Annotated in this window: 27 protein-coding genes and 1 tRNA gene; 11 read left to right on the forward strand and 17 right to left on the reverse strand. The window is 63.8% G+C overall.

Going from position 1 to position 23,870, the window contains the following annotated elements; all coding sequences use genetic code 11:
* Positions 1-156 precede the first annotated feature (156 nt).
* Positions 157-690 (reverse strand): hypothetical protein, encoded by a 534-nt coding sequence (locus tag J0I79_RS13645; protein ID WP_292859077.1) that lies wholly within the window; start codon positions 688-690, stop codon positions 157-159.
* 152 nt (positions 691-842) lie between these two features.
* The gene (locus J0I79_RS13650) at positions 843-1,019 is read right to left on the reverse strand and encodes a hypothetical protein (protein ID WP_292859080.1); all 177 of its coding nucleotides are present in this window, start codon (positions 1,017-1,019) and stop codon (positions 843-845) included.
* A 147-nt stretch (positions 1,020-1,166) separates the two neighbouring features.
* On the opposite strand from J0I79_RS13650, the gene J0I79_RS13655 reads away from it, so the two are divergent.
* From J0I79_RS13655 to J0I79_RS13670, 4 genes are all read left to right on the forward strand, one after another.
* Entirely contained in the window at positions 1,167-1,463 is a 297-nt protein-coding gene (locus J0I79_RS13655) for a hypothetical protein (protein WP_292859137.1), read from the forward strand.
* A 91-nt stretch (positions 1,464-1,554) separates the two neighbouring features.
* Positions 1,555-1,628, forward strand: a tRNA-Gln gene (locus tag J0I79_RS13660).
* A 105-nt stretch (positions 1,629-1,733) separates the two neighbouring features.
* Positions 1,734-1,940: a hypothetical protein gene (locus J0I79_RS13665; RefSeq protein ID WP_292859082.1), complete on the forward strand. Its 207-nt coding sequence runs from the start codon at positions 1,734-1,736 to the stop codon at positions 1,938-1,940.
* Between the two features lie 108 nt (positions 1,941-2,048).
* Positions 2,049-2,294: a DUF982 domain-containing protein gene (locus J0I79_RS13670; RefSeq protein ID WP_292859084.1), complete on the forward strand. Its 246-nt coding sequence runs from the start codon at positions 2,049-2,051 to the stop codon at positions 2,292-2,294.
* 59 nt (positions 2,295-2,353) lie between these two features.
* Here the strand turns inward: J0I79_RS13670 and J0I79_RS13675 are convergent, their stop codons facing one another.
* Both J0I79_RS13675 and J0I79_RS13680 read right to left on the reverse strand, forming a co-directional pair.
* On the reverse strand, positions 2,354-3,418 hold the full coding sequence (locus J0I79_RS13675) for a PAS domain S-box protein (protein WP_292859139.1): 1,065 nt from the start codon (positions 3,416-3,418) through the stop codon (positions 2,354-2,356).
* A gap of 70 nt (positions 3,419-3,488) precedes the next feature.
* Positions 3,489-3,728: a hypothetical protein gene (locus tag J0I79_RS13680; RefSeq protein WP_292859086.1), complete on the reverse strand. Its 240-nt coding sequence runs from the start codon at positions 3,726-3,728 to the stop codon at positions 3,489-3,491.
* A gap of 260 nt (positions 3,729-3,988) precedes the next feature.
* Between J0I79_RS13680 and J0I79_RS13685 the strand changes: the two genes are divergently transcribed.
* The 3 genes from J0I79_RS13685 (at position 3,989) to J0I79_RS13695 (ending at position 7,491) form a co-directional block, all read left to right on the forward strand.
* A complete protein-coding gene (locus tag J0I79_RS13685) occupies positions 3,989-4,297 on the forward strand; it encodes a hypothetical protein (protein WP_292859088.1) in 309 nt (102 codons plus the stop codon).
* A gap of 525 nt (positions 4,298-4,822) precedes the next feature.
* Positions 4,823-5,827: an aldo/keto reductase gene (locus J0I79_RS13690; RefSeq protein ID WP_292859090.1), complete on the forward strand. Its 1,005-nt coding sequence runs from the start codon at positions 4,823-4,825 to the stop codon at positions 5,825-5,827.
* 245 nt (positions 5,828-6,072) lie between these two features.
* Complete coding sequence (locus J0I79_RS13695; RefSeq protein ID WP_292859092.1) at positions 6,073-7,491, forward strand: ATP-binding protein; 1,419 nt, start codon at positions 6,073-6,075, stop codon at positions 7,489-7,491.
* A 90-nt stretch (positions 7,492-7,581) separates the two neighbouring features.
* On the opposite strand, the gene J0I79_RS13700 is transcribed toward J0I79_RS13695, so the two are convergent.
* A complete protein-coding gene (locus tag J0I79_RS13700) occupies positions 7,582-7,812 on the reverse strand; it encodes a hypothetical protein (RefSeq protein WP_292859094.1) in 231 nt (76 codons plus the stop codon).
* Between the two features lie 119 nt (positions 7,813-7,931).
* Here J0I79_RS13700 and J0I79_RS13705 point away from each other — a divergent pair, with 119 nt between their 5' ends.
* On the forward strand, positions 7,932-8,582 hold the full coding sequence (locus J0I79_RS13705) for a LysE family translocator (RefSeq protein WP_292859096.1): 651 nt from the start codon (positions 7,932-7,934) through the stop codon (positions 8,580-8,582).
* A gap of 81 nt (positions 8,583-8,663) precedes the next feature.
* On the opposite strand, the gene J0I79_RS13710 is transcribed toward J0I79_RS13705, so the two are convergent.
* The 5 genes from J0I79_RS13710 to J0I79_RS13730 all read right to left on the reverse strand — a co-directional run bounded on the left by J0I79_RS13710 (position 8,664) and on the right by J0I79_RS13730 (position 14,617).
* The gene (locus J0I79_RS13710; RefSeq protein WP_292859098.1) at positions 8,664-10,049 is read right to left on the reverse strand and encodes an FAD-dependent oxidoreductase; all 1,386 of its coding nucleotides are present in this window, start codon (positions 10,047-10,049) and stop codon (positions 8,664-8,666) included.
* A 167-nt stretch (positions 10,050-10,216) separates the two neighbouring features.
* The gene (locus J0I79_RS13715; protein WP_292859142.1) at positions 10,217-11,227 is read right to left on the reverse strand and encodes a LacI family DNA-binding transcriptional regulator; all 1,011 of its coding nucleotides are present in this window, start codon (positions 11,225-11,227) and stop codon (positions 10,217-10,219) included.
* Positions 11,228-11,345: 118 nt separating this feature from the next.
* The gene (locus tag J0I79_RS13720; protein WP_292859101.1) at positions 11,346-12,353 is read right to left on the reverse strand and encodes a zinc-dependent alcohol dehydrogenase family protein; all 1,008 of its coding nucleotides are present in this window, start codon (positions 12,351-12,353) and stop codon (positions 11,346-11,348) included.
* 35 nt (positions 12,354-12,388) lie between these two features.
* The gene (locus J0I79_RS13725) at positions 12,389-13,159 is read right to left on the reverse strand and encodes an L-iditol 2-dehydrogenase (protein ID WP_292859104.1); all 771 of its coding nucleotides are present in this window, start codon (positions 13,157-13,159) and stop codon (positions 12,389-12,391) included.
* A gap of 162 nt (positions 13,160-13,321) precedes the next feature.
* Positions 13,322-14,617 carry a sugar ABC transporter substrate-binding protein gene (locus tag J0I79_RS13730; RefSeq protein WP_292859145.1) on the reverse strand — a complete coding sequence of 432 codons (1,296 nt, stop codon included), beginning with the start codon at positions 14,615-14,617 and terminating at the stop codon, positions 13,322-13,324.
* A 326-nt stretch (positions 14,618-14,943) separates the two neighbouring features.
* On the opposite strand from J0I79_RS13730, the gene J0I79_RS13735 reads away from it, so the two are divergent.
* The gene (locus J0I79_RS13735; protein WP_292859107.1) at positions 14,944-15,924 is read left to right on the forward strand and encodes a sugar kinase; all 981 of its coding nucleotides are present in this window, start codon (positions 14,944-14,946) and stop codon (positions 15,922-15,924) included.
* A gap of 1 nt (position 15,925) precedes the next feature.
* Positions 15,926-17,209: a D-tagatose-bisphosphate aldolase, class II, non-catalytic subunit gene (locus J0I79_RS13740; RefSeq protein WP_292859110.1), complete on the forward strand. Its 1,284-nt coding sequence runs from the start codon at positions 15,926-15,928 to the stop codon at positions 17,207-17,209.
* A 51-nt stretch (positions 17,210-17,260) separates the two neighbouring features.
* On the opposite strand, the gene J0I79_RS13745 is transcribed toward J0I79_RS13740, so the two are convergent.
* The 5 genes from J0I79_RS13745 to J0I79_RS13765 all read right to left on the reverse strand — a co-directional run bounded on the left by J0I79_RS13745 (position 17,261) and on the right by J0I79_RS13765 (position 20,782).
* Positions 17,261-17,995, reverse strand: coding sequence for a Fic family protein (locus tag J0I79_RS13745; protein ID WP_292859113.1), 735 nt, complete (start codon positions 17,993-17,995; stop codon positions 17,261-17,263).
* Positions 17,992-18,234 (reverse strand): hypothetical protein, encoded by a 243-nt coding sequence (locus tag J0I79_RS13750; protein ID WP_292859116.1) that lies wholly within the window; start codon positions 18,232-18,234, stop codon positions 17,992-17,994. Before J0I79_RS13750 ends, J0I79_RS13745 begins: the two co-directional genes overlap by 4 nt.
* A 224-nt stretch (positions 18,235-18,458) precedes the next feature.
* On the reverse strand, positions 18,459-19,535 hold the full coding sequence (locus tag J0I79_RS13755) for a D-alanine--D-alanine ligase family protein (protein ID WP_292859119.1): 1,077 nt from the start codon (positions 19,533-19,535) through the stop codon (positions 18,459-18,461).
* Between the two features lie 14 nt (positions 19,536-19,549).
* A complete protein-coding gene (locus J0I79_RS13760) occupies positions 19,550-20,173 on the reverse strand; it encodes a C39 family peptidase (RefSeq protein ID WP_292859122.1) in 624 nt (207 codons plus the stop codon).
* A gap of 84 nt (positions 20,174-20,257) precedes the next feature.
* The gene (locus J0I79_RS13765) at positions 20,258-20,782 is read right to left on the reverse strand and encodes a GNAT family N-acetyltransferase (RefSeq protein WP_292859125.1); all 525 of its coding nucleotides are present in this window, start codon (positions 20,780-20,782) and stop codon (positions 20,258-20,260) included.
* Positions 20,783-20,982: 200 nt separating this feature from the next.
* Here J0I79_RS13765 and J0I79_RS13770 point away from each other — a divergent pair, with 200 nt between their 5' ends.
* Positions 20,983-21,894: a protein-L-isoaspartate O-methyltransferase gene (locus J0I79_RS13770; RefSeq protein ID WP_292859128.1), complete on the forward strand. Its 912-nt coding sequence runs from the start codon at positions 20,983-20,985 to the stop codon at positions 21,892-21,894.
* A gap of 27 nt (positions 21,895-21,921) precedes the next feature.
* On the opposite strand, the gene J0I79_RS13775 is transcribed toward J0I79_RS13770, so the two are convergent.
* Both J0I79_RS13775 and J0I79_RS13780 read right to left on the reverse strand, forming a co-directional pair.
* Entirely contained in the window at positions 21,922-23,088 is a 1,167-nt protein-coding gene (locus J0I79_RS13775) for a PLP-dependent aminotransferase family protein (protein ID WP_292859148.1), read from the reverse strand.
* A 169-nt stretch (positions 23,089-23,257) separates the two neighbouring features.
* Positions 23,258-23,710 (reverse strand): GNAT family N-acetyltransferase, encoded by a 453-nt coding sequence (locus J0I79_RS13780; RefSeq protein ID WP_292859131.1) that lies wholly within the window; start codon positions 23,708-23,710, stop codon positions 23,258-23,260.
* Positions 23,711-23,870: the final 160 nt, after the last annotated feature.

Genomic DNA, 23,870 nt, shown 5'->3' on the forward strand with positions numbered 1-23,870 from the left:
CCTCGACGACCGGCGAACGCCAGCGTTCGCCGGTTTCATTTTGCGCCCCGATTTTCATCCCGCCAGATATCCGAACCCCGCGCACCGGCGCCGGAATGCGCGGCCGGAGATCGGCGGGCGGCGGCAAGATGAGGATGTAGCGGCCTGCAATCTGCCTCAGCGGCCGTAGATTCCGATCTCGTCCAGACGCAGCGGACCCGCCGTGCCCTTGCTCGCGTCGCCCGCCTGTTTCCTGAGCGCCGCGTCGAGCTTTTCACTGGCCCTGCCGTTGGGGTCGACGGCCGCGTCGACCAGGTCGTCGAGCGTAACGCCGAGCTTGTCCAGGCCGAGCTTCTTTTCGATCGCGGTGATGGCCAGCGCCGAGCCGGGCTTGGCCTTCAGGGCATCGACGGCCCGTTTGATGTCGGCGCTGTACTGCGTCATCGACTTGTAGTCGCTTCGCTTGATGCCGAACTCCTCGCCCAGGCGCTCGATCAGCCTGACCTTCATTTCCGTCGCATCGACATTGTTGACGCTGAACATGGCATCGGAAATCTTCGCCCGCACCTGGGTGAAGGGAGAACCGGCGGAGTTGCCGGCAAAGCCCGTGACGTCTGTTATTCCGGCGGGACCATCGTCCGCCGCTCCGCCCGTGCCGCGGGCTTGTTGCAGGATGAACAGAGCCGAACTGTTGACTGGCGCTATTGGCATGCCTGGCCTCGCCGGCCGGACGCGTTCCACATCGAACGGCGGCCGGGAACCCGAGCCAGGGCATCATGCCCCAACAACCTTGTTTGACGCGATATGGTGTATATTTTCCTAACGGCATCCCTGCTCCGAACCGGTGACGGTTCGAAGGCCGGTCAGTCCGGCTGAAACTCGATGTCACCCGGTTGGTCCGGCCTGGCGACCGCCCCGTCCTTTCGCGGACACTCCTCGTAGCGGTGGTCGCGGCCGCCGCAGAACGAGCAGCACATGGCTTCGCGGCCCTCGTTTCCGGGCCACCATTGCGGGGTTTCGTAGGGTTTTCTGCCGTCCATGCCCAGCAATGCACGACGCGCGATTTGGTTGCGCGCCCAGCGGCGCCCCGCGCACGTCGCGGAACCGCGACAGGATGCGGGTTATGTGGGACAATAGATCAGCGCGATTGCGCGCAGACAAGAGAAGCCGCCATGTTCACCACCCGAATGTCAAATCGCATACCCACCTTGCTCGTCACCGCCGGCGCCATCCTTGCGGCGACCGTCGTCGCCGACGCACGGCCCGACAGCCGCTCCATGAGCTGTGCCCAGGTACAAGCCATGATCCAGAGCCATCGCGCCGTGGTGCTGACGACCGGCCCGAACACCTATGACCGTTATGTCAGGCAGTTCGGCCATGAATGCGACTGGCCTGAAGTGCCGATGTCGGCCTACATCCCGTCCCGCGACGGGACCTGCCCGGTCTATCGCTGCGAGGAGCCGATCTACAGGTTCCCGGGTTGAGGGCATTTCGCCAATTGACGGCAAGGTTCGGGAATTGACGGCGGTTTGCCGAATTGACGGTCCCGCGCCCCGCCGTCATAACCATCCTGCTTCCCGCTTCGTCTAATGGTAGGACAGCGCCCTTTGAAGGCGTGAATCGTGGTTCGAGCCCATGAGCGGGAACCAGCCTCCGGCAAACCATGCCGGTTTTTCGACGCCGCGCTTCCTGAAACCATTTCGTCGGCCCCGCGTTGACCAACGGGGCATGGCCAGCCAGCAGGGAGAAATCTTATGACCGTCAACTGCCGCGTATCCATCGACAACCGGCCGGACGCCACCAATGCCGTGTTTCAGGCGGTGCCCCGGATCGGCGAAAGCGTTTCGCTCGCGGTCGACGGCAGCGCACAGGATCTGCGGGTGTCGCGCGTCGTCCACGTTCCCAGCGACGGAGTTGAAGGCGCGGCGATCATAGTCGAGGTGACGACCAGCATCCTCTAGCGGCAAAGCTCGCCGGGAAGGACCGGAGCCTCACGCTACAGTGATCGGCGCCGGCGAAACCTTGCGCGGCCATATGCGTTTCATGGCTGCAACATGGTCGAGGTTCCAATGCAGACCGCATGGTTCTCCAAGCCCGTGGTGGTCTCGGTCGGCGTCTCCGGAGCCACCCGCAACCTGTCCAACACACAGCAGGCCATCGACCTGCTCACCACGCATTGGCGTGATGCAGGCAGCCCGAAACACCAGTCCGCATTGCGCGCCTGCCGCCGGGCAACGAACGGCGACGTGACCTCCGACATCGCCAGGGAGGCTTTTGTCGAGGCCGCGCGCGAGGCGCATATACTGGTCGAGTAGAGTCTGATCGAAAGTCGCCGACAGCAACGCCCGACGCGGGTCGCCGACGGGCGTATCCGCTAAATGCCGAATCCCACCGCCGCATCCTCGTCGGCCTCGGCGCCGGCCTGCGGCACGCTGATCGACGCCAGCGGCGCCACCAGGCGCCAGTTGAGACGGCCGGGCGACCGTTCCAGCGTCGCCGACCCGCCGAGCGACTGGGGCGCCACGCGCTGCAGCACGACGGTGCCAAACCCTTTTCGCGCGGTTTCGTCGCGCCGGTCTTCCGGATAGGGAGCGGATTTTTCCTCCCACGTCAGCTGGAACTCACGCCCGCCGGACGCGTCGGCGCCGATCTTCCAGGTGATCTCGACCCGGCCGCCCTCGCCGCGCAGCGCGCCATATTTGGACGCGTTGGTGCCCAGTTCATGGAAAGCCATGCCCAGATTCTGCACCGCGTTCGACTGCAGCGTGAGCACCGGCCCCGACAGCAGGATCTGCTCTTCACGGCCGAACGGCTTCAGATGCTCCTGGATCAGGTCGAACAGGCTCGCCCCCGCCCATTCCGAGGTGACCAGCAGATCATGCGAGCGCGACAGCGCCATGATGCGGGCACGGATCAGTTCCTCGAACTCGCGCGGATCGCTGGAGCGCTTGCTCGTCTCCCGGACCATCGACAGGATGACCGCAAACTGGTTCTTGACGCGATGGTTGACCTCGCGCATCAGCAGCCTGATGCGGCGCTCACTCTCCTTGGCCGCGGAAATGTCGCGGGCGATCTTGGAGGCGCCGACGATCTCGCCATTGGCGTTCTTGATCGGCGACACCGTCAGCGACACGGCAATCAGCGAGCCGTCCTTGCGCTGCCTTGTGGTCTCATAGCTCGCCACCCGCTCGCCATTGCGGATCCGGCCGATGATCCCGACCTCCTCGCCCTTGAGGGGATCGGGGATGAGCATGAGGATCGACTGCCCCACGGCCTCCTCGGCGCTGTAGCCGAACATGCGCTCGGCCGCCAGGTTCCAGGTGCGGATGATGCTGTTCAGATCCTTGCTGATGATGGCGTCGAAGGAGGAATCCACGATTGCCGCGAGCCGCCCATCGGCGGACGCATCCAGTCTCTGCTCTTCCCCAGCCACCGTCATGCCGCCCGAACTAGAGTACGTCCGTCCCAAGGCAATCGCCCCGACCGGCAATAAAACAGGACGGAAGCGTTCATTCCTCGTCGGACGTCTTGCCGGGCGATCGGTCCGGCGTCAGCATGCCGAAATCCTGCGACTTGATGCCCTGTTCGGCGGAGAGAAATCCTTCGGCCAGCAGGCCGCGCCGCAGCAACTCGCGAACGGCGGCGGAGCGGCTTGGCATGCGCTTGTCATAACGCCAGTTCTCGAGCGCCCTCAACTCGTCGGCCGAGAGCATGATCTGCAACCTTTCGGGACGTTCGAGCTCGGCCATCGAGCGATCTCCACGCTTGCGCGCCATCAAATTAGTATTTGTCTAATTACTCATAGAGTTAGGAAGAGACCGACAACACGTCAAGGCCTGTTTGTGGGCAAAGGGGGCATCAGGCACACAAGGCGGAGGAAACACTGTGTGCGCATGAGCATAACTCTACTAACTTATTGATTTTATTTTAGTTTTTTGAGAAAAACCTTGCCATGCGAGGATTTGTGGCGCATGGTGGGGGAAAAAAAAATAACCTCCGGGAGGTCGCTATGAGACCTGACTGCTCCAACAAGCTGCGCAACGACGTCGCGGCGCTGACGCTGAAATCCTTTCAGATCAATGGCATCGTCAAGATCAGCACGGTTGCCGAAGAGGTGCGGCTCGCAAATATCGAGGAAAATGTCGCGCTGGAAGACATCGAATCCCTGGTCATGCAGGCAGCCCAGCTTGTCGGCGCGGCCATCGAGTTCGATGGCCTTTCCTTGCCGGTCGATGGCCCGGCTTTGCTCGACAATGTCCTGGTAGAGGATACCGCGATCGCCCTGCCCGACCTTCCGCGGCCTGCCCCGCTCCAGTAGGGCAAAGCCCAGCCCGGTAAGGAAGCCATGGTCGCGACCCGGGACACGCGCGCATTGTCATCGTGGCTTTGCTGAGCGCGACAGCGAAGCGACGATTGCCTTACTTCTTGTACCGCCGATCTCACTTCGCCAGGCGGCTCCATCGGTTAAACGCCTTGCCCGCGGGTGCGCCGTTTGCAGCGCGGAACGAGTCCGATCCTGGGAAGTTACGGATCGTTTTTGAAAGGGAGGATGCCGTGAAAAACCTGCGCAGTCTACTTGCAGAAATGTCCGCCAGCTGGCTCCGGCGCCGCAAGGCGCAAGCTCCGGCCGCAATACCGACGATCAAGACAGCCCCCGTTCTCTCCCACCGCACGGCAAGACAAAGGCCGCCACATAAACCAAAGCCGGTATCGGCTCGCGACGTCGCTTCGAACATGTGAGCGCGGGCTGCTGACATTGCGACGCAAGGACAGTGCCGGGCGGCTGTGGGAATCGCGAGCGCGCCTTATATAGTCCTCCAGGTCCCAACCGGAGAGCGCCGCAATGACCCTGAAAACACGCAAGCTCGGCAGCCAGGGGCTGCAGGTCTCGGCCATCGGCCTCGGCTGCATGGGCATGAGCCAGCACTATGGCCCGGCCGACGAGGCCGAATCCATCGCCACGCTGCACCGCGCCATCGAGCTCGGCTGCACCTTCCTCGACACCGCCGAGGTCTACGGCCCGCACACCAACGAGGCGCTGCTGGGCCGGGCGCTGAAAGGCCGGCGCGACGAGGTGACCATCGCAACCAAATTCGGCTTCCGCATCGAGAACGGCAAGCAGCGCGACGGCGTCGACAGCCGGCCGGACCATATAAGGGAGGTGGTGGAAGCCTCGCTCGGCCGGCTCGCCACCGACCATATCGACCTGCTCTACCAGCACCGTGTCGACCCCGCCGTGCCGATGGAAGATGTCGCCGGCGCCGTCGGCAGGCTTGTCGACGAAGGCAAGGTGCGCTTCTTCGGCCTGTCGGAGGCGGGCGCCTCCAACATCCGCCGGGCGCATGCCGCCTTCCCCGTCTCGGCGCTGCAGAGCGAATACTCGCTGTGGGAGCGCAATCTGGAGCCGGAGATCATCCCGCTGCTCGGCGAACTCGGCATCGGCCTCGTCCCCTTCTCGCCGCTCGGCCGTGGCTTCCTGACCGGCGACGTCAAGCGCGCCGAGGACTACCCCGAAGGCGACTACCGCCGCAACGACCCGCGCTACCAGGGCGCCAACTACGACGCCAATGTCGAGGCAGCCGGCACCGTGCGCGACATCGCGGCCGCCCGAGGCGTCAAGCCCGGCCAGATCGCGCTGGCCTGGCTCATCGAAAAAGGCAACGGCTTCGGCATCGACATCGTGCCGATCCCCGGCACCAAGCGCAGGAAATATCTCGAGGAGAATGTCGCCGCCGCCTCGCTGAAGCTGGATGCCGCCGACATGGCCGCGCTGGACGAGGCACTGGCGCCGGGGAAGGTCTCAGGGCCGCGCTATGGCGAGCGGGGGATGGCTATGGTGGATCGGTAGGGGTTTGGGGTGGGGTGTTCGATCCAGTTGGGCAAGTAGTACCGGGTAACAATGGGGCCGAAAAATGGACTGGTCCTACTTGAGGACTGGTCAACGTTCGAAGAGCGATTTCGAGGACCAAGGTGAAGGCGAAAGTAGAAAGGAGTGTTTGCCGTCTGGAAGAAAAAGCAGACAGGACTAACGTAGCAGTTTGAGCTTGGAGGCGGATTCCTATAGAGGCTTTTTCCAAATAAGGTCGACGAGCGATGGCGATCAAAAAGCGCATCAAAAATCTGAGCAAGCTCACGCGTGAACTTCTTGCCGAAGGCGAAAGCGTGCGGTCGGATTTCAAGCGTCTACCCGACGGAATTAGTGCAGATGACCTCGTTGCCTTTGCCAACTCGGAGGCCGGTGGACAAATACTAGCAGGCGTTGATGAGCAGGTTGTCGACAAGGCCCAAATCGGCGTCGTGCGTGGTTGCGATGTCAGCGATGCCACCGTCCTTCAAGTATTGAACAAAGCAGTCAGTTGCATCCCGCCGGTCTCGATTGATGTCTATATCGAAAACCTAGATGACAAGCCCATTCTCAGGGTGGAGGTTCCACCGAGCCAGACCAAACCGCATTGTACGCCAAAGGGCGTGTACTGCCGCCGAGACGGTTCCCGAAACCGCCCTTTACATCCGAGCGAGTTGCTTCGGCTTTTCCTGGACAGCGAAGCAAGCGCGTTTGCGGCGCGGTTCGAGGTGGCAGCGGAGCGCATCACGGACGAACTGAGCAGTCTTGAGTCGTCGCTCGACAGCAGTATCAGGAGTATGTCCGATCAGCTTGGCTGGGCCGACTCTCAGCTAGGTGACACGGAAAGCACCTTGGCTCGCATTCAAGGTCTGGTCGGAAAGCTGACCATAGACACTGACAATGCGAACTCTCGCCTGCGCGCACTTTTTCGACAGGACAAGCGGGAGGACCCGGTCCGAAAAAGGACCCGCTTGCAATACGTCAACGGGCGCATCAAAGAGATCAGGGACGACGAAGGTCTTTTTGCGCACGTCGTCGCCGGGGGGCAACTTACGTACAAGGGAGAACACCCCGAAGATAGTGACATCACAGACGAGGATGCCAAGCAGCTCCTACAAATTGCGGTTAGACATGTGCATGACACCGAACGAGACAAGAAGTACCAAATTGTCGTCAAGGCCTCCGAGGCTTGCAGCGATGACGAACTTGATCAGTTCGCAGCAAAAGTCGCCGATGGCGGTGAGGTGGCCGATGGAATTCGTGATCGTGCCAAACGCGCCTTCCGGCTCGGATTCGTAATCTATGACAATGCCTTTGTAGGGACAGCGGCATTAAAGAAACCAGCAGCGAGCTATCGAGCCAAGGTCTTCAAGAAGGCCAGCAGCCAGCTAGACCCTGCAGCCTATCCTTATGAGCTCGGCTGGATATTTCTCGATGTCACCCATCGCAAGAAAGGTCAGATGACCCGGCTTATCAATGATCTTCTACCCGCCGCCAAAGACTCCGCCTTGTTTGCCACGACGCGAACCTCCAACGACATCATGCGCGAAATGCTTACTCAGCTGAAATTTTCCGAGCATGGCACCGAATACAGGTCCGAGCAGAATCCCGAAGACACGGTGAGATTGTTTGTTCGCAACACACCTCAAACACAGAAAAGCGAATAGACAGCCTGACCGTCTGAATGGCTGCTTCTACGAAATCGAAGGTGCCGCTTAAACGGCCGAAACGAGACGCAAAGCGGTCATCGGAATGCCCTACTCCGAAAACGCGACACTCACCCCGCGCTGGCGAAAATACGCCTGCATCAGCTTGCGGCCCTGGCGGTTGCCCTGCGCCAGCTTGGCCGGGTCGAACACCGCCTGCTTGATCCCCTCCCGCGTCAGCGCTGCCTTCAGCGCCGCTATATGCGCGTCGAGGTCGGCATTGTCGGCGCGCAGCGATGCATAGATGTTGTCGGTCGCCTCGGCCACGGTCGGTTCGCTCACTTTTATCGTCCTCAAATTGATCGTGCGGCGGCTTAGCACAAATTCGTGGCGACGCAATCATCGGACAGCACGCACAAAATCGACTATAGGGAAGCCAATCCAGACGAAAGCCGCCCGCCGTGCCGACACTTGCTACCCTGCTGACGTTCCTTGCGGCTCTGCTCGTGCTGGAAATCACTCCCGGCCCCGACATGATGCTGGTGATTGCGCGCGGCATTGGTCAGGGCCGACGCATAGCGTTCCTGACTGTTGTCGGCATGGTCTTTCTTGCCGGCCTCGTTCAGGTCGGCTTGCTGGTGCTGGGCGTCACGTCGCTGCTTCAAGCGTACCCTTCCGGCTTGGTCGCGCTGCAATGGGCCGGCGCGCTTTACATGCTGTATCTCGGCGCTCGGATGATTTGGGCCAGCTTCGGCAGTCACAAGAGCAAGCGCCTGTCGATAACGCGCATTTCCGACCGGAAAGCCTTGCGCGACGGCGCGATCAACAGCCTGACCAATCCGAAGTCGCTGTTGTTTATGTTCGCCTTCCTGCCCCAATTCGTTGACCCCAGCGTTGGCCCCGTCTGGTTGCAGCTTCTTGTTCTGGGATCGATCCAGAAGCTTGCCGGCATCGTGTCCCTTGGGTCTGTCGCAATGGCATCCGGCACGGTCGGACAGTGGTTGACCCGATGGCCGAGCCTGCTTGCATGGCAGGAACGGTTTACGGGGCTGATCATGGTCGGCCTTGGCATTCGCTTACTGGTTTCGGGCGGATCAGTTCATCGCCACTAGACCCGGCCATCGCGAGGTAACCCGCCTTGCTGTCCGGCACCGCCTTGCCGGACGGTTCGTCATCCGGCCGGAAACCCTGCCTCAGGCGGCGCGGATATGCTCTTGCCCGGACGGGGTCATCATACGCTGGATTTCCGCCTCTAAGGGCAGCGTCCCGGGCATCCTGCCGACATAGTCGGCGACGTCGGCCATGCGCCGCAGCGTGCGCCAGTAGACGTCTTCCATCAGGCTGTGGGCGAATTCGCCGTTGCGGCCGATGCTGTAGAGGCCGTCAATGCCGGTGGAAGTGGCGAAGCGCTGGCGCTGCTCCTCGTATTTCAGGAGGTAGACCGGATAGGAGATCGGCGTGCGGATGACGCCGCCGGCGCTGATGAAGCGGCGGCGCAGCTGCGGGTAAAGCGCGCAGATGCCGTCGAGGCAGGCTTCGGCGAGCTTGTCGTCCGGCATCGCCCAGTTGGCGTCACCGACCTCGCAGCCGATGTCGAAAGTGATCAGCGTCTTGCCCTGCGGCGCCAGCCACGGCATCGAGATCGGCGTCTCGGTCAGCCTGAAGAAGGGCAGCGAGCGGTCCGGCACCCAAAGCATCGTGTCGGGCAGCAGGCCACGGCCGGTGAAGCGCAGATTGACGAAGATCATCGGCCGGTAGCGAAAGGCCGCCATCGGCTCCAGCGCGGCGCTGCCGCTGACCAGCCGGGGCAGCACATGGACCGGCGCCGTGCTGACCACGGCGGAAACCTCGGTCACCTCGCCATTGACCCGGACCGCCCTGACCTGTTCGCCCTCGACCAGGATTTTTTCGACCGGCGACTCCAGCCGGATCAGGTGCCGGACCTCGCTGGCCATGGGTTCGAGCAGCTTCGACATGCCGCCTTCGGGATAGACGTGATAGACGTCGGCGCTTTCGGGCATTTCGTGCGAATAGCCGTTGCAGACCGCGCGCCTGGTGACGATGGCCGCCGCGTTGAGATAGAGCGACTTCAGGATGCGCGGCCCGAATTTCTGGCCGATCGCCGGCGACAATTCGTCGGCCGCCGCCCCCGACCAGGCTTCCGCCAGCGGGATGGCGACCTCCTCGGCCAGCGTCTCGCCATATTTCTTGCGAAACCAGTCGGCGGCGGAAAAGACCGGCCGTTCGCGATAACGCTCGGCGATCGCCGGCGCCGCGAAGCGCGGCGACAGCATCAGCCCGAACGGATAGGAGTAGGATTTGCCGCGCAGATGCACCGCCTCGCCATAATGCTTGACAGTGCGGCAGACGCCGCCGGCGCCGAGTTCGTCGGCCAGCCGGTTGGAGACGAAATGGGCGCCGAAATCATAGGAAAAGCCATCGGCGTCCTTGAAGGACGAGGCCATGCCGCCGATCGACTTGCCGGCCTCGAAGACGATCACGGGCAGGCCGCGTCTGTTGAGGTCCAGCGCGGCGGTCAGGCCGGCAATGCCGGCGCCAAGCACTGCAATCGGTTTCATCGTGAGCATCCCCCCGGGCAGATGAACTGCGCCGAGGACTAGGCGGCAAGATTTACGGCCGCTGAAACCGATTTGCTAAAATCCGAGCTTTTGCCGGCAAACAGAGCCGGCCGGCCGCTCACATTGTCGTGAAGCGAGGGCGGATCGGCCATGCAGGGCAGCGCCGGTCAGGCCGAGCTGCGCAGCATCAGCTCCGCGTTGAGCAGGATCCGCCCGCTTCCCGGAGCCGCCGCCGGGGCGTTGTCGTCGAGCCTCTCCAAGAGAAGTTCGATGGCGAGGCGGCCGATCTCGTTGTAATTCTGCGCCACCGTGGTGATCGGCGGACAGGCATAGCGCGACAAGGGATGGTCGTCATGCCCGGCGACACGGAGGTCGCAGTCCGCCCCGTGGCCGACCTTCAGGCCCAGCTGATAGGCCGCGCCCAGCACGCCGAAAGCGACACGGTCGTTGGCGCAAAGCACGGTCCTGGTCGGGAAGCCCTCCCCCTTCAGGATACGAAGCGCTTCGTCATAGCCGAACTTCTCGAAGTCCCATGACCTGACATCGGTGACGGGCACGATTTCAGGCGTCATCCTGAACTGCCGCATCGCTTCGACATAGGCCTCCTGCCGGGCCGAGGCATTGTTGTTGACCAGCGGCATGGCGAAATAGCAGGGCGGCCCGCCGGACCTGCAGAGATAGTCGACGATCAGCCTGAAACTCTGCCTGTTGTCGGTGCCGACGAAGGAGGAGGTCTCGTCGAGCGGTGAATCGACATAGATCAGCGGAATGCTCGACCCCAGCTCCGCCAGGATGCGGTGATGCGACTGCACGCCGAGCGGCGCGATGATGGCGCCGGCTATGTTCATCGACCGGAAGGTCTGGATCGCCTGGTCTTCCATTTCGGCGCGCCCGTCCGAGGACAGCACGAACGCCAGGAAGCCGGCCTCGTTGGCGATCAGTTCGATGCGGCGCGTCAGCGCCATGTAGAACGGATCGGCCGAATTCGGGATGATGACGCCCAGTATGTTGCTGCGGCGGCGGTTGAGATTGACGGCGAACATCGACGGCCGGAAGTCGGACTTCTTCAGCGCCGCCTCGATGGCGCTGCGTGTGTTTCTCCTCACCGAGCCGGGATCGTTGAAATATTTGGAAACCGTCGTGCGGGACAAGCCGACAAAGGCGGAGAAATCCTCCATCGTCTTGATCGTCTTTGCCATTCATGGGCCCCCTGATTTACCCGCCCCCGTCCCTGTCTACTTGAGTCACCTTTTGCCGGGAAGAAGCAGGCCCGCTTCTTTGGCGCATCGTTCGAAATCACGCCTCGGCGGTAAACTGCACTTTCATCGTCGCCGGATCGCCGCTGCTCTTGGCGAAGAACGGCAACAGCTCCGCAAGCGGCAGCCGGTGGCTGACCAGTCGCACCATCGTGCCGTCGTCGCGGCTCAGAATATCGAGCGCCTGCGGGATGTTGCGGTTCAGCGAATGCGACCCGGCCAGCCGGATCTGCCGGCGGAAGATCTCGAACGGGGCGACCGAAATCCTGGCCTCGGGCGCGCAGACTCCGAACACCAGCACTGTCCCGCCATCGGCGGCAAAGCCGATCATGCCTTCCACCACCTTGGCGACGCCGGTGGCGTCGGCGACGAAGTCGAAGCCCCTCGCCCGCGCCGACAGCGCCTGCGAGCCGGAAACGAGCGGCTCCAGCCCGAGCGCCTCGGCGAAGGCCAGGCGCTGCTCGCTGATGTCGGCGACCGCGACCTTGCCCACGCCCTTGGCCTTCAGCGACAGCGCCAGGAGCAGGCCGATCGGCCCGGCGCCGAACACCAGCGCCGACTGGGGCCTGCTCGCCTCGACCCCAGCGGCGCCGAGGCCGTTCAGCACGCAGGCGAGCGGCTCGGCAAGTGCGGCGGTGGCGAAATCGAGATCGCCGATGGCATGGAGGTGACCGGCCTTGACCAGGCTGTATTCGGCGAAGCCGCCATTTTCCGTAACGCCATAGGCCTTCAGCGTGGCGCAGAGATTGGTGAGGCCCTTGCGGCAGGCCGCGCAATGGCCGCAGGGAATGTTGGGATCGACCGCGACTCGGTCGCCGGGCTTCACCGTGGTCACGTCGTCGGCGACCGCCTCGACCGTGCCGGCATATTCATGGCCGGGAACCAGTGGAAAGGCGCCCACGCCGTAGCGGCCGTGCAGGACCTCGATGTCGGTATGGCAAAGGCCGGCCGCGCGAACCCGCACCAAAGCATGTCCGGGCCTGATCCCCGGCAGGTCGAGATCGGCCATGCCCGCGACGCCGGCGGCGGCAAATCGGACTGCTTTCATTTTCATCTCCCTTGATGACGCCGTCTTGCGGGACGTCAGCTCATCCAGTTGCCGCCGTCGACATTGTAGGTCTGCGCCAGGATGTAGTCGCTGTCGGACGAGGCCAGGAACACGGCAAGCCCGGCAATGTCATCCGGATTGGCGAAACGGCCGATCGGCACCGACTTCGCCACCGCCGCCTTCTTCTCGCCCGGCTTCAGGCCTTCCCAGCGGGCGAAATGGGCATCGACGATATCCCAATGCTCGCCATCGACGACGCCTGGCGCTATCGCATTGACGTTGATGCCGTGCTTGACCAGCGCCAGCGCCGCCGACTGCGTCGCCGAGATGATGGCCGCCTTGGAGGCGCAGTAGAGCAGCACCAGCGCCTCGCCGCGCCGGCCGGCCTGGCTCGCCATGTTGATGATCTTGCCGCCGCGGCCGCGCGCGATCATCACATTGGCCACCGCCTTCATCATGAACAGCGGCCCCTTGAGATTGATGTCGAAAACCCTGTCGTAGCTGGCCTCGGTGATGTCGGTTACCGGCGCCATGTCGAAGATGGCGGCGTTGTTGACGAGGGTGTCGATGCCGCCGAAATCGTGATCGATCCCAGCCACGACCTTGTCGATGGCGTCGAGATCGGTAACGTCGAGTTTCCTGGCGCTGGCCGCCGGGCCGATCGCCTCGGCCGCCCGCGTCGCGCGCTCGATGTCGATATCGGCGATCACCACACGGGCGCCTTCGCGGGCAAAGGCCTGCGCGAAGCCGAGGCCGATGCCGCGCGCGCCGCCGGTGATGAGGGCAATCTTGTTGTTCAGTCTCATGGCGAATTTTCCCGGGTTTTTCGAAAGGTGTAGCGGCAGCGGGAAGGCACGGACCCGTTTCGCGGATCCGTGCATCCTCCGGGCCTGCTGCATTGGGAGGTTTTTCAGGTCCGGACCGCCGGGGACGGCGCACGCTCGCCCCCGGCATCTGGCTCGAACGGGCTATTTGATGTAGCCGGCCTCCGTCATCGTCTTCTCCACCGCGCTCTGGGCGCCGTTCAGCACATCGTCGACCGACTGCTGGCCGGTGACTGCGGCGGCGATCGCCTGGCCGACCTGGGTGCCTATGCCCTGGAATTCGGGGATGGCGACGAACTGGATGCCGGTATAGGGAACCGGGTCCTTGGTCTGCTTGGTCGGATCGGCGGATTCGATCGCCGAGAGCACCGTCGCGGCGAAAGGCGCCGCCTTCTGGTAGTCCGCGCTGGCATAGGTGGACTTGCGTGTTCCCGGCGGCGCCGCCACCCAGCCCTCGGTCTCGCCGACGCGCTGGACATAGGCTTTCGAGGTCGCCCACTTGACGAAGGATTTGGCCGCGTCCGCCTTGGTGGAGGTGGCCGGGATGGCGAGGCTCCATGCCCAGCCCCAGGCCGAGCCATTGGGGGTGACCGCCACCGGCGCCTTGGTGAAAGCAACCTTGTCTGCGACCTGGCTCTGCTTGGGATCATAGACGCGGCCGGCGGCCGACGTCGCGTCGATCCACATCGCGCAATGGCCGGAGGCGAACAGCGTCTGGTTCTCGTTGAAACCGTTCGAGCTGATGCCCGGAGGCCCATCCTTCTTCATCGTCTCGACATACCAGCCGACCGCCTTCTTCCACGCGTCGGAATTGATCTGCGGCTTCCAGTCCATGTCGAACCAGCGGCCGCCGAACGTGTTCACCAGCGTGCCGACAAAGGCCATGTTCTCGCCCCAGCCCGGCTTGCCGCGCAGGCACAGGCCGTACTGTTCCTTCGACTTGTCGGTGAGCTTGTCGGCGAATTCCGTGATCTGGTCGTAGGTCGGCTGCTCCGGCATCTTCAGGCCGGCGGCGTCGAACAGGTCCTTGCGGTAGAGCGTGAACGAGCTTTCGGCGTAGAACGGCACGGCATAGAGCTTGCCGTCGACGGTCAACCCGGCGCGCACCGGTGCGATCAGGTCGTCATAATCATAGTCGTCGCCGAGATCGTTGAGCGATGTCAGCCAGCCATTCTTGCCCCAGATCGGCGTCTCGTAGCCGCCGATCGTCAGCACGTCGAACTGGCCGGCCTTGGTCGCGATGTCGGTGGTGACCCGCTCGCGCAGCACATTCTCCTCGAGCACCACCCAGTTCACCTTGTTGCCGGTCGCCTTTTCCCATTCCGGCGACAGCTTCTGCATAATGATCATGTCGCCATTGTTGACCGTAGCGACGGTGATTTCGGTGGCGAGCGCGGCGCCGGTCGCCAGCGCCGAGGCGGCGGCCGACACGGCGAGCATTCCGATAAGCTTACCTGTTTGCATTTCGTCTCCTCCTTTACGAATGCGCATGCATAAGTGAACATGCGTGCAGATTTTATTGCGCTTAAGTATGCTCAAGTCAAGCTCGGCAAGGCTGGAATTTTCTGGGCTAGTCCCGCGCCGAACGCGGCGGAGTGCAGCCTGGCAGAGCACACAAAGCGACGCGCGTAGCAAATTATGTGAACGCGTGACTAGTTTTTGTTGACTTCCCTGTCGCCGCAATTTACCTCGGCTGGAGCCGAGCCTATCGTGCGGCGTTTCACGCCCGTTCCGGTTCGAGCCGAGGGAGAGAAGGAATTGCAGCAATGAGCCGCCGAGCGGAGCCCGCCTCCGAAGCCACGGGGCCGACGATCGTCGCCGGCGAAATCCTGGTCGAGATCATGGCGACGCAGCCGGGCCTGGGCTTTCTCGAGCCGCTGGCGCTGGTCGGGCCGTTTCCCAGTGGCGCGCCGGCCATCTTCATCGACCAGGTCGCGCGGCTGGGCGGCGGCGCCGGCATCATCGCCTGTGTCGGCCGCGACGATTTCGGAACCATCAACCTGGAACGGCTGCGGCGCGACGGCGTCGACGTCTCGGCCGTCTCGGTCAGCGACCGCTACCCGACCGGCAGCGCCTTCGTGCGCTACAGGCCCGACGGCGGCAGGGACTTCGTCTACAACATCGCCGAATCCGCGGCCGGACGGATCGGCCTCACCGCCGAGGCGCGGCGGCTGGCGGACGGAGCCGGCCACCTGCATGTCATGGGATCCACCCTGTCGGTGGCCGGGCTGAAGGAAATCGTCGCCTATGCCGCCAAAGCGGTGCGGGCGCGCGGCGGTTCCACCTCCTTCGATCCGAATGTGCGCAAGGAGCTCATCGAGGGCGCCGACGGTGCGCAGTTCGCCGCTCTGGTCGACGATGCCGACCTGCTGCTGCCCTCGGGCGACGAGCTGCTGGCGGCGGCCGGGGTCGATGACGAAGACCAGGCGGTGAAAGCGCTGATCGCCAGGGGCGTCGGTGAGATCGTGCTGAAACGCGGCGCCGCCGGCTCGACGCGCTTCGCCGCCGACGGCACCCGGATCGATTCTCCCGGCTTCGTGGTGGAGGAAATCGACCCGACTGGCGCCGGCGACTGTTTCGGCGCCACCTATCTGACCTGCCGGCGCCGGGGGATGGAGCCGGCGCGGGCGCTGCTCTATGCCAACGCGGCGGGCGCCCTCAACGTCACACGGCGCGGCCCGATGGAGGGCCTCGCCGGCTTCGATGTACTCGACGGCTTCATGGCCGGCACCGACCGGACGAAATGACATGACGACCAATCCGCTCACAGGTCTCGCCGCCGCGCGTGCGAAGGGAAAGCCCTACGGCATCACCTCGGTCTGCTCGGCGCATCCGCTGGTGATCCAGGCCGCCATCAGGCGCGCCGTCAACGACAGGGAAGCCGTGCTGCTGATCGAGGCGACCTGCAACCAGGTCAACCAGTTCGGCGGCTACACCGGAATGACGCCCGACCTGTTCGTCGCTTTCGTGCTGGAGATTGCCAGCCGCGAGGGGCTCGATCCCGCGCGCATCATCTTCGGCGGCGACCATCTCGGGCCAAATCCGTGGCGCGGCGAGCCGGCGGCGCAGGCGATGAACAAGGCCGAGGCCATGGTCACGGCCTATGTCTGGGCAGGTTTCAGCAAGATCCATCTCGATGCCTCGATGGGCTGCGCCGGCGAGCCGGCGGCGCTGGACGACGAGACCATCGCGATCCGCGCCGCGCGCCTCGCCAAGGCGGCGGAAAAAGCAGCGCGGGCGCGCGGCGGCGCCATGCCGCTCTATATCGTCGGCACCGAGGTTCCGGTCCCCGGCGGCGCCGACCACGCGATCTCGGACCTGAAGCCCACCGAAGCAGCGGCGGCGCGGCGCACGATCGAGATCCATCGCGACATCTTTGCCCGTGAAGGCCTGGCGGAGGCAATCGCCCGCGTCATTGCCGTGGTCGTGCAGCCGGGCGTCGAATTCGGCAGCCAGAATGTCGTCGCCTACGCGCCCGAGGCGTCGAAGGCGCTGACCGCGGTGCTCGACGAGCAGCCCTCGCTCGTCTACGAGGCGCATTCCACCGATTACCAGAGCCGTGCGGCGCTGACCGCGCTTGTCGCCAACGGTTTCCCCATCCTCAAGGTCGGCCCCGGCCTGACATTCGCCTTGCGCGAGGCGCTCTACGGGCTCGACCTGATCGCCGGCGAAATGGTCGCCGGCTATGGCGACAGGCCGCTCGCCCGCACGATGGAGCGCGTCATGCTGGCCGCGCCCGGCCATTGGCACAGCCATTATCACGGCAATGCGGCGAGCCTCTATCTGCAGCGGCATTACAGCTACAGCGACCGCATCCGCTACTACTGGAGCAATCCCGCCGCCAGCGTCGCCACGGCCCGGCTGTGCGAGGCGCTCGACGGCATCGCCATCCCGGAGACGCTGATGCGGCAGTTCCTGCCGACTATACCCGCAGGCCTCGGCGCCGCCGGCGATCCCGAGGCAATCCTCCTCGAAGCGGTCGACCAGGTGCTGGCCGACTACGACGCCGCCTGCCGCGGCGCTGGCGCCTGAACAGCCCCAATTCGAGCGCCGGCGTCGGCCAGCCGATAGGCAACTAGAACATTACTCGTCCTCGGCGTGCCTGCGTTTGGCGACGACAGCCTCGTACCGCGCCTTGACGCTTGGGTCTGCTGCGTCGCCAAGCACCGCGTTTGTCGCCACGTTACCACCGTCAATTCCAGGAGTTCCCGCAACGCTCTCGGCCAGCTTTTCGTAGGCTACTGGACCACGGACAAAAGGCTTGAGATAGCCGTCCAGGATACCTTTGCCGGGCGTTTCGATTTCCTGGCTGAGCGCGGCGAGATAGTCGTCCTTGCTGGTTTTTGACCAGTCGAAGCTAAAGCCCGCTCGCTGCGCCATTATCGCGTGAACCGTCATGATCACGCGGCCGTTCCCGTCGAGGAAGGGATGTCCAAAAGCAAGGTATCCCATCACCTCACCCGGTCTGGCGGTCATGAAAGCCTTGTCTTGACCATTCAACAGGGCGAAGTCGATTGCGAGGCGAATTTCGGTGGGCGCCGCAAAAATCACGTCGCCCTTTTTGACAATGAGGCCGGGCGCCGTTTTCAAGCGGTCTTGCCCCGCCCATGGATAGAATGCTTCGAAGAGAATCTGGTGCGCCTTCAGGACATCGCCATATTCAAGCCACTTGCGGCCAGCCAAATACTTGAACGCAGCGTCCAGACCAAGGGTGAAGGCGGTATGTTGAAGCCGCCGGACGATCTCCGGGTCTTTTTCCTTCTCGAAATTGCGCAGATAACCGCGTGTCTCGAAGTCACCAAATGGATCGAAAGTCACTGCTTGGCTTCGCGCAAATAGCTCGCCTGCAGCCGTATCACTTCCCTGGTGCTGAGATGCCCTGCCCTTTGAAGAGCAATGAGCAGACGTTCCACATCATCGGGAACTACATCGTCACCCGAATGGCGCGAGATATTGACCGCGAGAGCATCGCCTTGCGTGAGCACGTAGCTGATGTGATGCCGCTCGGCCAACCGGCGGATGGCGTTCGCAGTAGCGGTCTGGGGACGTGCGGGCATCATTTATCCTCGGAAAAAACAATAGCACTTTCTGCCCTTGAAATCCACTAAAACGCGGAAAAGAAAGTGCTATCAGGCAGTTCCGGCCAGAACATGGGGCTGGGCGATAGCCCAATGACACCTCCATAATTCGGCCCGTGCTATATTGGGCTGACCCTTGATAAGTGCAGCCAGTTCAGTTCTTCTTTGTTGCGGCGTCAGCTTTGATGCTCCGAGTGAAACGGTCAGCGCGCGGCGTGCCTTGCCAGCGCGTGCTCGATCAGCACGTCGATGACCTCGCCATAGCCGATGCCGATCGCGGCCAGCGCCTTGGCGTACATGGAAATGTCGGTGAAGCCGGGCAGCGTGTTGACCTCGTTGACCAGCAGCGAGCCGTCTGCGCGCAGGAAGAAGTCGACGCGCGCCATGGCCTCGCAGCCGAGCGCCCGGAAAGCCCGCGCGGCCATCTCCCTGGCCTTGTCGGCGACACCGGCCGGCACATCGGCCGGCACTTTCACCACCGCGCCGTCGGCATCGATGTACTTCGCCTCATAGGTATAGAAACCGTGCTTGCCGGCCGGGATGATCTCGCCGGGCAGCGACACCGTCAGCGACCCATCGGCCCGCTCCAGCACCGAGCACTCGATCTCGCGGCCCTCGACGAACTCCTCGATCAGCACCTTGCCGTCATAGCGGAACGCGGTTTCGACGGCGCGGTCGAACCCATCCCGGTCATTGACCTTGCTCACCCCGAAGGACGAGCCCTGGCGCGCCGGCTTGGCGAAGAAAGGCAGGCCGAGCGCCCCGGCGATCTCCTGGAAGGAGCCGACCTCGTTGCGGTGCGCGGTGACGGAACGCGCGACGGCAAGTCCGGCGTCGCGCATCAGCCGCTTGGCGACATCCTTGTCCATGGCGGCGGCGGAAGCGAGGATGCCGCAGCCGACATAGGCGACATCGGCGACCTCGGCATAGCCCTGCACCGACCCGTCCTCGCCGAACGGCCCATGCAGCACCGGAAAGACGACATCGACAGGCGAAAGGTCGGGCTGCGCGCCGCCGTTCGGCACAACCACCAGCCGGCCCTTGCCGCCAGGCAGCAGGGCGACCTCCGCGCCGTCCTCGGACAGCGGCGCCCCTGCCCCGTCGGCGGCTTCGCCCGATCGCTGCGGCAGCCATCTTCCGTCCCTGGAAATGCCGATCGGCACCACCTCGTAGCGCGTCCGGTCGATCGCCTTCAGCACATTGGCGGCCGAGAGGCGCGACACGTCATGCTCGGCCGAGCGCCCGCCATAGAGGATGGCAACCCTGATCTTGTCCTTCATCGAAATCCCTCAAATCAGATGGTCACGGCAATGCCGCGATTGGCAAAGAAACGGTCGAAATCGTATGGCGCCAACACTGCGTTCTCTTGTGTGGCGCGGGTATGGCCGGATGGGTTGTGAAAGCGAAAACCATCATCGGATGCCGCGGTCACCAGCACCAGATGGCCGCCCTTCGAGGGCGGTTCACGCTCGGGCCAGCGGATCGAACTGCTGACCGAAGCGATGAAGAAGCGCGACCGGCCGAGGATCGCGGGAATCTCCGCAGTCGCGACATTGGTCATAACCTCGGCATGCAGGCCGAAAGCTTCCCTGACGAAGATGACGAAGGGCGCGTAGATCAGTCCCTTGATCGACTGGTCGGCTTCGTTGACGACGTAGCCGCCATACCGGGTGCATCGGCGTGCCAGTTCGATCGTCGGCACGATCTCGCCGCGCGTCGCCAGGATCATCTTCAGGCACGCCATCCCGCAGATGTTGGCGGCCCAAACCGCGTATTCCTCCAGCGTTTCCGCGCCCGATCCCCGCCACAGGGGATCGCGCCTCAGCGCCGTATCCGCGCCTTCGGCAAGCACGGCCAGCGTCATGTCTGGCGTTTCCCACTGACTGAAGAATGGAACCTCGTCAGGCAAAGGCGTCATGCAAATCTCGGGCGCGGGCAAAGTCTAGGGTAGGTAAACCGAATTTCGTATACAGGAATACACAAGCCACACAAGGAGACGGAATTACGGCGGCGCGGTCAGCGCATAGAGATTGGTCGGCGCGCCGTGCAGCATCACCTCGCGCTCGAAGCGGAAGCCGCATCGTTCCAGCGCGCGGCTGGAAGCCGTGTTGACCGGACGCACCAGGCCGATCACCCGCCTGGCGCCGAGATCACCGAAGGCGAAGGCCAGTGCCGCGCGGATGGTTTCGCTGGCATAGCCCTGCCCCCAGCTTTCCGGCCGCAGGTGATAGGACAGGTTGAGCCCTTCGAATTCCCCGGAAACGGTGACCCCGCCGAAGCCGATCAGCCCATCCTCGGCCTCGATCGCCCAGCGGCCGAAACCGTGTTCGCGCCAATGGCCGATGTCGCGCAACAACCGGTCGGCGCTTTGCCGTGGCGTGTCCGGCGTCGGATCGGGCCGGTGCGCCACCAGCTCCGGCCGGGCGAAAAGCCGCGTGACGAAGTCAAGGTCCGCGGCCGCCGGCGGCCTCAGCAACAGTCGGGCGGTGCGCCTGGCCTGCCAGGCATCGGCTCGATGTTCGGCCATATCGGGTTTTCGGGCCATTTCCGGTCTTCAGGAGGTGTCAACGGCAGGCACTTTGCGCAGTCAATTGCGCTGTGATCATGGCGCGGACCGCACACTCAACCCCGCGCCTTTCGCCGACCTTACGCAATTGTATAGGGCCGCCGGTTGTCAAACCGCCGGATCGGGACGATCCTTGGCCGACAGCCATTGGGTACCGTGCCATGAAGGATCGCCGGATACACATAGCGCTCGAGGCCAGGCGCCTCTCATTGCCCCGCCGCCAGTTCCTGCTCGCCGCCGGCGCACTGCTCGCCGGCCCGCTGCCCGCGATCGCCGACGTGCCTGTCCCCTACGATCCGAGCGCCATGCCGCCCATGGACAGCCGCGCCGCCTTCATCGACTGGATGAAGAAGAACCGCGGTGAGGATGCCGGTTTCCTCGGCCAGCGCTGGGACCGTTTCCAGGCCCTGATCGCCCACAAGGATGTCTGGGACGATCGCGACAAGCGCGCCTATCTGATGACGCCGCGCGAGGAGTTCGTCACCAAAGCCAATCTCGGCCGCGCCTATGAATGGCACTATCTCGACATCGGCTATGGCGTCACCATCACCGGCCCGCACAGCGTCGCGCGCATGACCAATTCGCTGGAGATAAAGCCCGGCGACAAGGTGCTGGAGATCGGTACCGGCTCCGGCTACCAGTCGGCCTATCTCGCCAACCTCACCGACAAGGTGTTCTCGATCGAGATCATCAAGCCGCTGGCGGCCAGAACGCGCGCGCTCTACGACGCGCTGATTTCCAGGGGCTATTCCGAATACAAGGCGATTCATACCCGCAACGCCGACGGCTATTATGGCTGGCAGGAGGAAGCGCCGTTCGACAAGGTCATCGTCACATGCGGCATCGACCACATTCCCCCGCCGCTGCTGCAGCAGTTGAAGCCGAACGGCATGATGGTCATTCCGGTCGGCCCGCCCGGCGCCCAGCATGTGCTGAAGGTCACCAAGCACCAGGAAGCCGACGGGACATTCCAGGTCACGCGCGCCGACATCTACAATGGCGGCACGCTGTCCTTCGTGCCGTTCACCAAGCTCGAAGGCGATACGATCAAGGGCACGCATAGCGGCCCTTGAGCCACCGGATCGCGTCCCCGGCAGGCGCTACTTCAACAGCGCCGCCAGCCTTGGGATGCCCTCGGTCACCGCGCGCCGGTCGGCCAGCGTGAACGACAGCCGCAGCGTGTTGCGCCCGGTGCCGTCGGCATAGAAGGCGTTGCCCGGCACGAAGGCGACGCGCGCCTCCTTCACCGACCGCGCCAGGAGTTCGGTGGCGTCGGTGCCTTCCGGCAGCGTCACCCAGACGAACATGCCGCCTTCCGGACGGCTCCAGGTCACGCCCTTGGGCATGTTGGCTTCCAGGGCGCCAAGCAGGCCGTCGCGGCGCTCGCGATAGGCGCCGATCAGCTTTTCGACCTGGCCTTCGAACACGGATTCGGCGACGCGGTGCATCACCATCTGGTTGATCGACGGGCTGTGCAGGTCGGAAGCCTGCTTCATCAGCACCAGCTTCTCGATCACGTGGCGCGGCGCGCAGACCCAGCCAACGCGCATGCCCGGCGACAGGATTTTCGAGAACGAGCCGCAATAGAGAGTGCGCGCCTTGTCGATACCGCCCGAGCGGGCGCAATCCAGGGCCAGGATCGGCGGCACGCCCTCGCCGTCATAGCGCAGCGCGCGATAGGCGGCATCCTCGATGACGGCGATGTCGAGCTCGCCGGCGAGGTCGAGCACCGCCTCGCGCTGCTTCCTGTCCAGCGTGTTGCCGGTCGGGTTGGCGAAATCAGGCACCAGATAGGTGAACTTGACCTTGCCGCCATTCGCGCCGGCCGCCGCGCGATAGGCCTCCGGCGTCATGTTGCCGCCGGCGGTGTTGAGCCGGTCGTAGCGCGGCTCATAGGCGTTGAAAGCCTGTAGCGCGCCGAGATAGGTCGGCCACGTCACCAGCGCGGTGTCGCCCGGCGACAAGAACAGCTTGCCGAGATAATCCAGCGCCTGCTGCGAACCCGAGGTGATGAAGATGTTGGCCTCGTCGCAAGCGACGCCGAGCTTGCCCATCTGGCCGGCGATCCAGCGCCGCAGCGGCAGGTAGCCTTCCGAAACCTGATACTGCAACGCCGCCCCGGCCTCAGCGCCGCCAAGCACATCGGCATAGGCGTCGCGGATGGCGTCGGCCGGAAACAGCGACGGATCGGGAATGCCGCCGGCGAACGAGATGATGTCTGGCTGGTCGAGCAGCTTCAGCAGCTCGCGGATTTCGGAGGCTTTCATGCGCGAGGAGCGCGAAGCCAGCAGGTTCAAAAGGGTCAAGTCACGCCTCCCGCGACGATTTTTATATAGGTCAACCTAGCTGACCTATATCCGTTCTCGCCGGCAAATTGAATAGAGCCTGAAAGATTTCGCCGATGCGCCAGTCGCTGGACGGGCAGGAAGGCGAAACCTAAAGCGTCTTCTTGTAGCCAATATGGCTGGCTGTGAAGCCGAGCCCGTCATAGAAGCGGTGCGCGTCGGCCCGCCCCTTGTCGGTGGTGAGCTGGACGAGAACGCAGCCCCGCGCCCGGCATTCTTCGATCGCCCATTCGAACATCTTTCTCCCGATGCCGTCGGAACGCCTGCCGCCTGCGACGCGAACTGCCTCGATCTGCCCGCGCACTGCGCCCTTGCGCGAGAGGCCGGCAAGGAAGGTGATCTGCAACGTGCCGACCACCTCGGCGCCATCCACGGCAACCGCCAGCAGTTGATTGGGATCGGCGTCGATGGCCGCGAACGCATCGAGATAGGCTTGTGCCAGCGGCAGGGAGGCATCCTCACGCGTGGCGCCGAGCGGATCGTCGGCGAGCATGGCGACGATGGCGGGCAGGTCGGCGGCGACAGCCTTGCGGAAAGTGATCATGATGGCGAGACTTACGGCGCGGCGCCGGCGGCGGCAAGTGCGCGCCTTCCCTTCTCCCCCTGTGGGAGAAGGTGGATCGGCGCGCCAGCGCCGAGACAGATGAGCAACTGTGTTTGTCAGGATGGTTTTGGATTCCAAGGTTTGTCGTTTCGGATCATTG

It is taken from the genome of Mesorhizobium sp., from assembly GCF_017306585.1.
GTDB lineage: Bacteria > Pseudomonadota > Alphaproteobacteria > Rhizobiales > Rhizobiaceae > Mesorhizobium.

What these genes read in the sequence shown, in the direction of transcription:
- J0I79_RS13645 (WP_292859077.1), bottom strand. Translation starts at nt 690, where the DNA reads ATGCCAATAGCGCCAGTCAACAGTTCGGCTCTGTTCATCCTGCAACAA.
- J0I79_RS13650 (WP_292859080.1), bottom strand. Translation starts at nt 1,019, where the DNA reads ATGGACGGCAGAAAACCCTACGAAACCCCGCAATGGTGGCCCGGAAAC.
- J0I79_RS13655 (WP_292859137.1), top strand. Translation starts at nt 1,167, where the DNA reads ATGTCAAATCGCATACCCACCTTGCTCGTCACCGCCGGCGCCATCCTT.
- J0I79_RS13665 (WP_292859082.1), top strand. Translation starts at nt 1,734, where the DNA reads ATGACCGTCAACTGCCGCGTATCCATCGACAACCGGCCGGACGCCACC.
- J0I79_RS13670 (WP_292859084.1), top strand. Translation starts at nt 2,049, where the DNA reads ATGCAGACCGCATGGTTCTCCAAGCCCGTGGTGGTCTCGGTCGGCGTC.
- J0I79_RS13675 (WP_292859139.1), bottom strand. Translation starts at nt 3,418, where the DNA reads ATGACGGTGGCTGGGGAAGAGCAGAGACTGGATGCGTCCGCCGATGGG.
- J0I79_RS13680 (WP_292859086.1), bottom strand. Translation starts at nt 3,728, where the DNA reads ATGGCCGAGCTCGAACGTCCCGAAAGGTTGCAGATCATGCTCTCGGCC.
- J0I79_RS13685 (WP_292859088.1), top strand. Translation starts at nt 3,989, where the DNA reads ATGAGACCTGACTGCTCCAACAAGCTGCGCAACGACGTCGCGGCGCTG.
- J0I79_RS13690 (WP_292859090.1), top strand. Translation starts at nt 4,823, where the DNA reads ATGACCCTGAAAACACGCAAGCTCGGCAGCCAGGGGCTGCAGGTCTCG.
- J0I79_RS13695 (WP_292859092.1), top strand. Translation starts at nt 6,073, where the DNA reads ATGGCGATCAAAAAGCGCATCAAAAATCTGAGCAAGCTCACGCGTGAA.
- J0I79_RS13710 (WP_292859098.1), bottom strand. Translation starts at nt 10,049, where the DNA reads ATGAAACCGATTGCAGTGCTTGGCGCCGGCATTGCCGGCCTGACCGCC.
- J0I79_RS13715 (WP_292859142.1), bottom strand. Translation starts at nt 11,227, where the DNA reads ATGGAGGATTTCTCCGCCTTTGTCGGCTTGTCCCGCACGACGGTTTCC.
- J0I79_RS13720 (WP_292859101.1), bottom strand. Translation starts at nt 12,353, where the DNA reads ATGAAAGCAGTCCGATTTGCCGCCGCCGGCGTCGCGGGCATGGCCGAT.
- J0I79_RS13725 (WP_292859104.1), bottom strand. Translation starts at nt 13,159, where the DNA reads ATGAGACTGAACAACAAGATTGCCCTCATCACCGGCGGCGCGCGCGGC.
- J0I79_RS13730 (WP_292859145.1), bottom strand. Translation starts at nt 14,617, where the DNA reads ATGCTCGCCGTGTCGGCCGCCGCCTCGGCGCTGGCGACCGGCGCCGCG.
- J0I79_RS13735 (WP_292859107.1), top strand. Translation starts at nt 14,944, where the DNA reads ATGAGCCGCCGAGCGGAGCCCGCCTCCGAAGCCACGGGGCCGACGATC.
- J0I79_RS13740 (WP_292859110.1), top strand. Translation starts at nt 15,926, where the DNA reads ATGACGACCAATCCGCTCACAGGTCTCGCCGCCGCGCGTGCGAAGGGA.
- J0I79_RS13750 (WP_292859116.1), bottom strand. Translation starts at nt 18,234, where the DNA reads ATGCCCGCACGTCCCCAGACCGCTACTGCGAACGCCATCCGCCGGTTG.
- J0I79_RS13755 (WP_292859119.1), bottom strand. Translation starts at nt 19,535, where the DNA reads ATGAAGGACAAGATCAGGGTTGCCATCCTCTATGGCGGGCGCTCGGCC.
- J0I79_RS13760 (WP_292859122.1), bottom strand. Translation starts at nt 20,173, where the DNA reads ATGACGCCTTTGCCTGACGAGGTTCCATTCTTCAGTCAGTGGGAAACG.
- J0I79_RS13765 (WP_292859125.1), bottom strand. Translation starts at nt 20,782, where the DNA reads ATGGCCGAACATCGAGCCGATGCCTGGCAGGCCAGGCGCACCGCCCGA.
- J0I79_RS13770 (WP_292859128.1), top strand. Translation starts at nt 20,983, where the DNA reads ATGAAGGATCGCCGGATACACATAGCGCTCGAGGCCAGGCGCCTCTCA.
- J0I79_RS13775 (WP_292859148.1), bottom strand. Translation starts at nt 23,088, where the DNA reads ATGAAAGCCTCCGAAATCCGCGAGCTGCTGAAGCTGCTCGACCAGCCA.
- J0I79_RS13780 (WP_292859131.1), bottom strand. Translation starts at nt 23,710, where the DNA reads ATGATCACTTTCCGCAAGGCTGTCGCCGCCGACCTGCCCGCCATCGTC.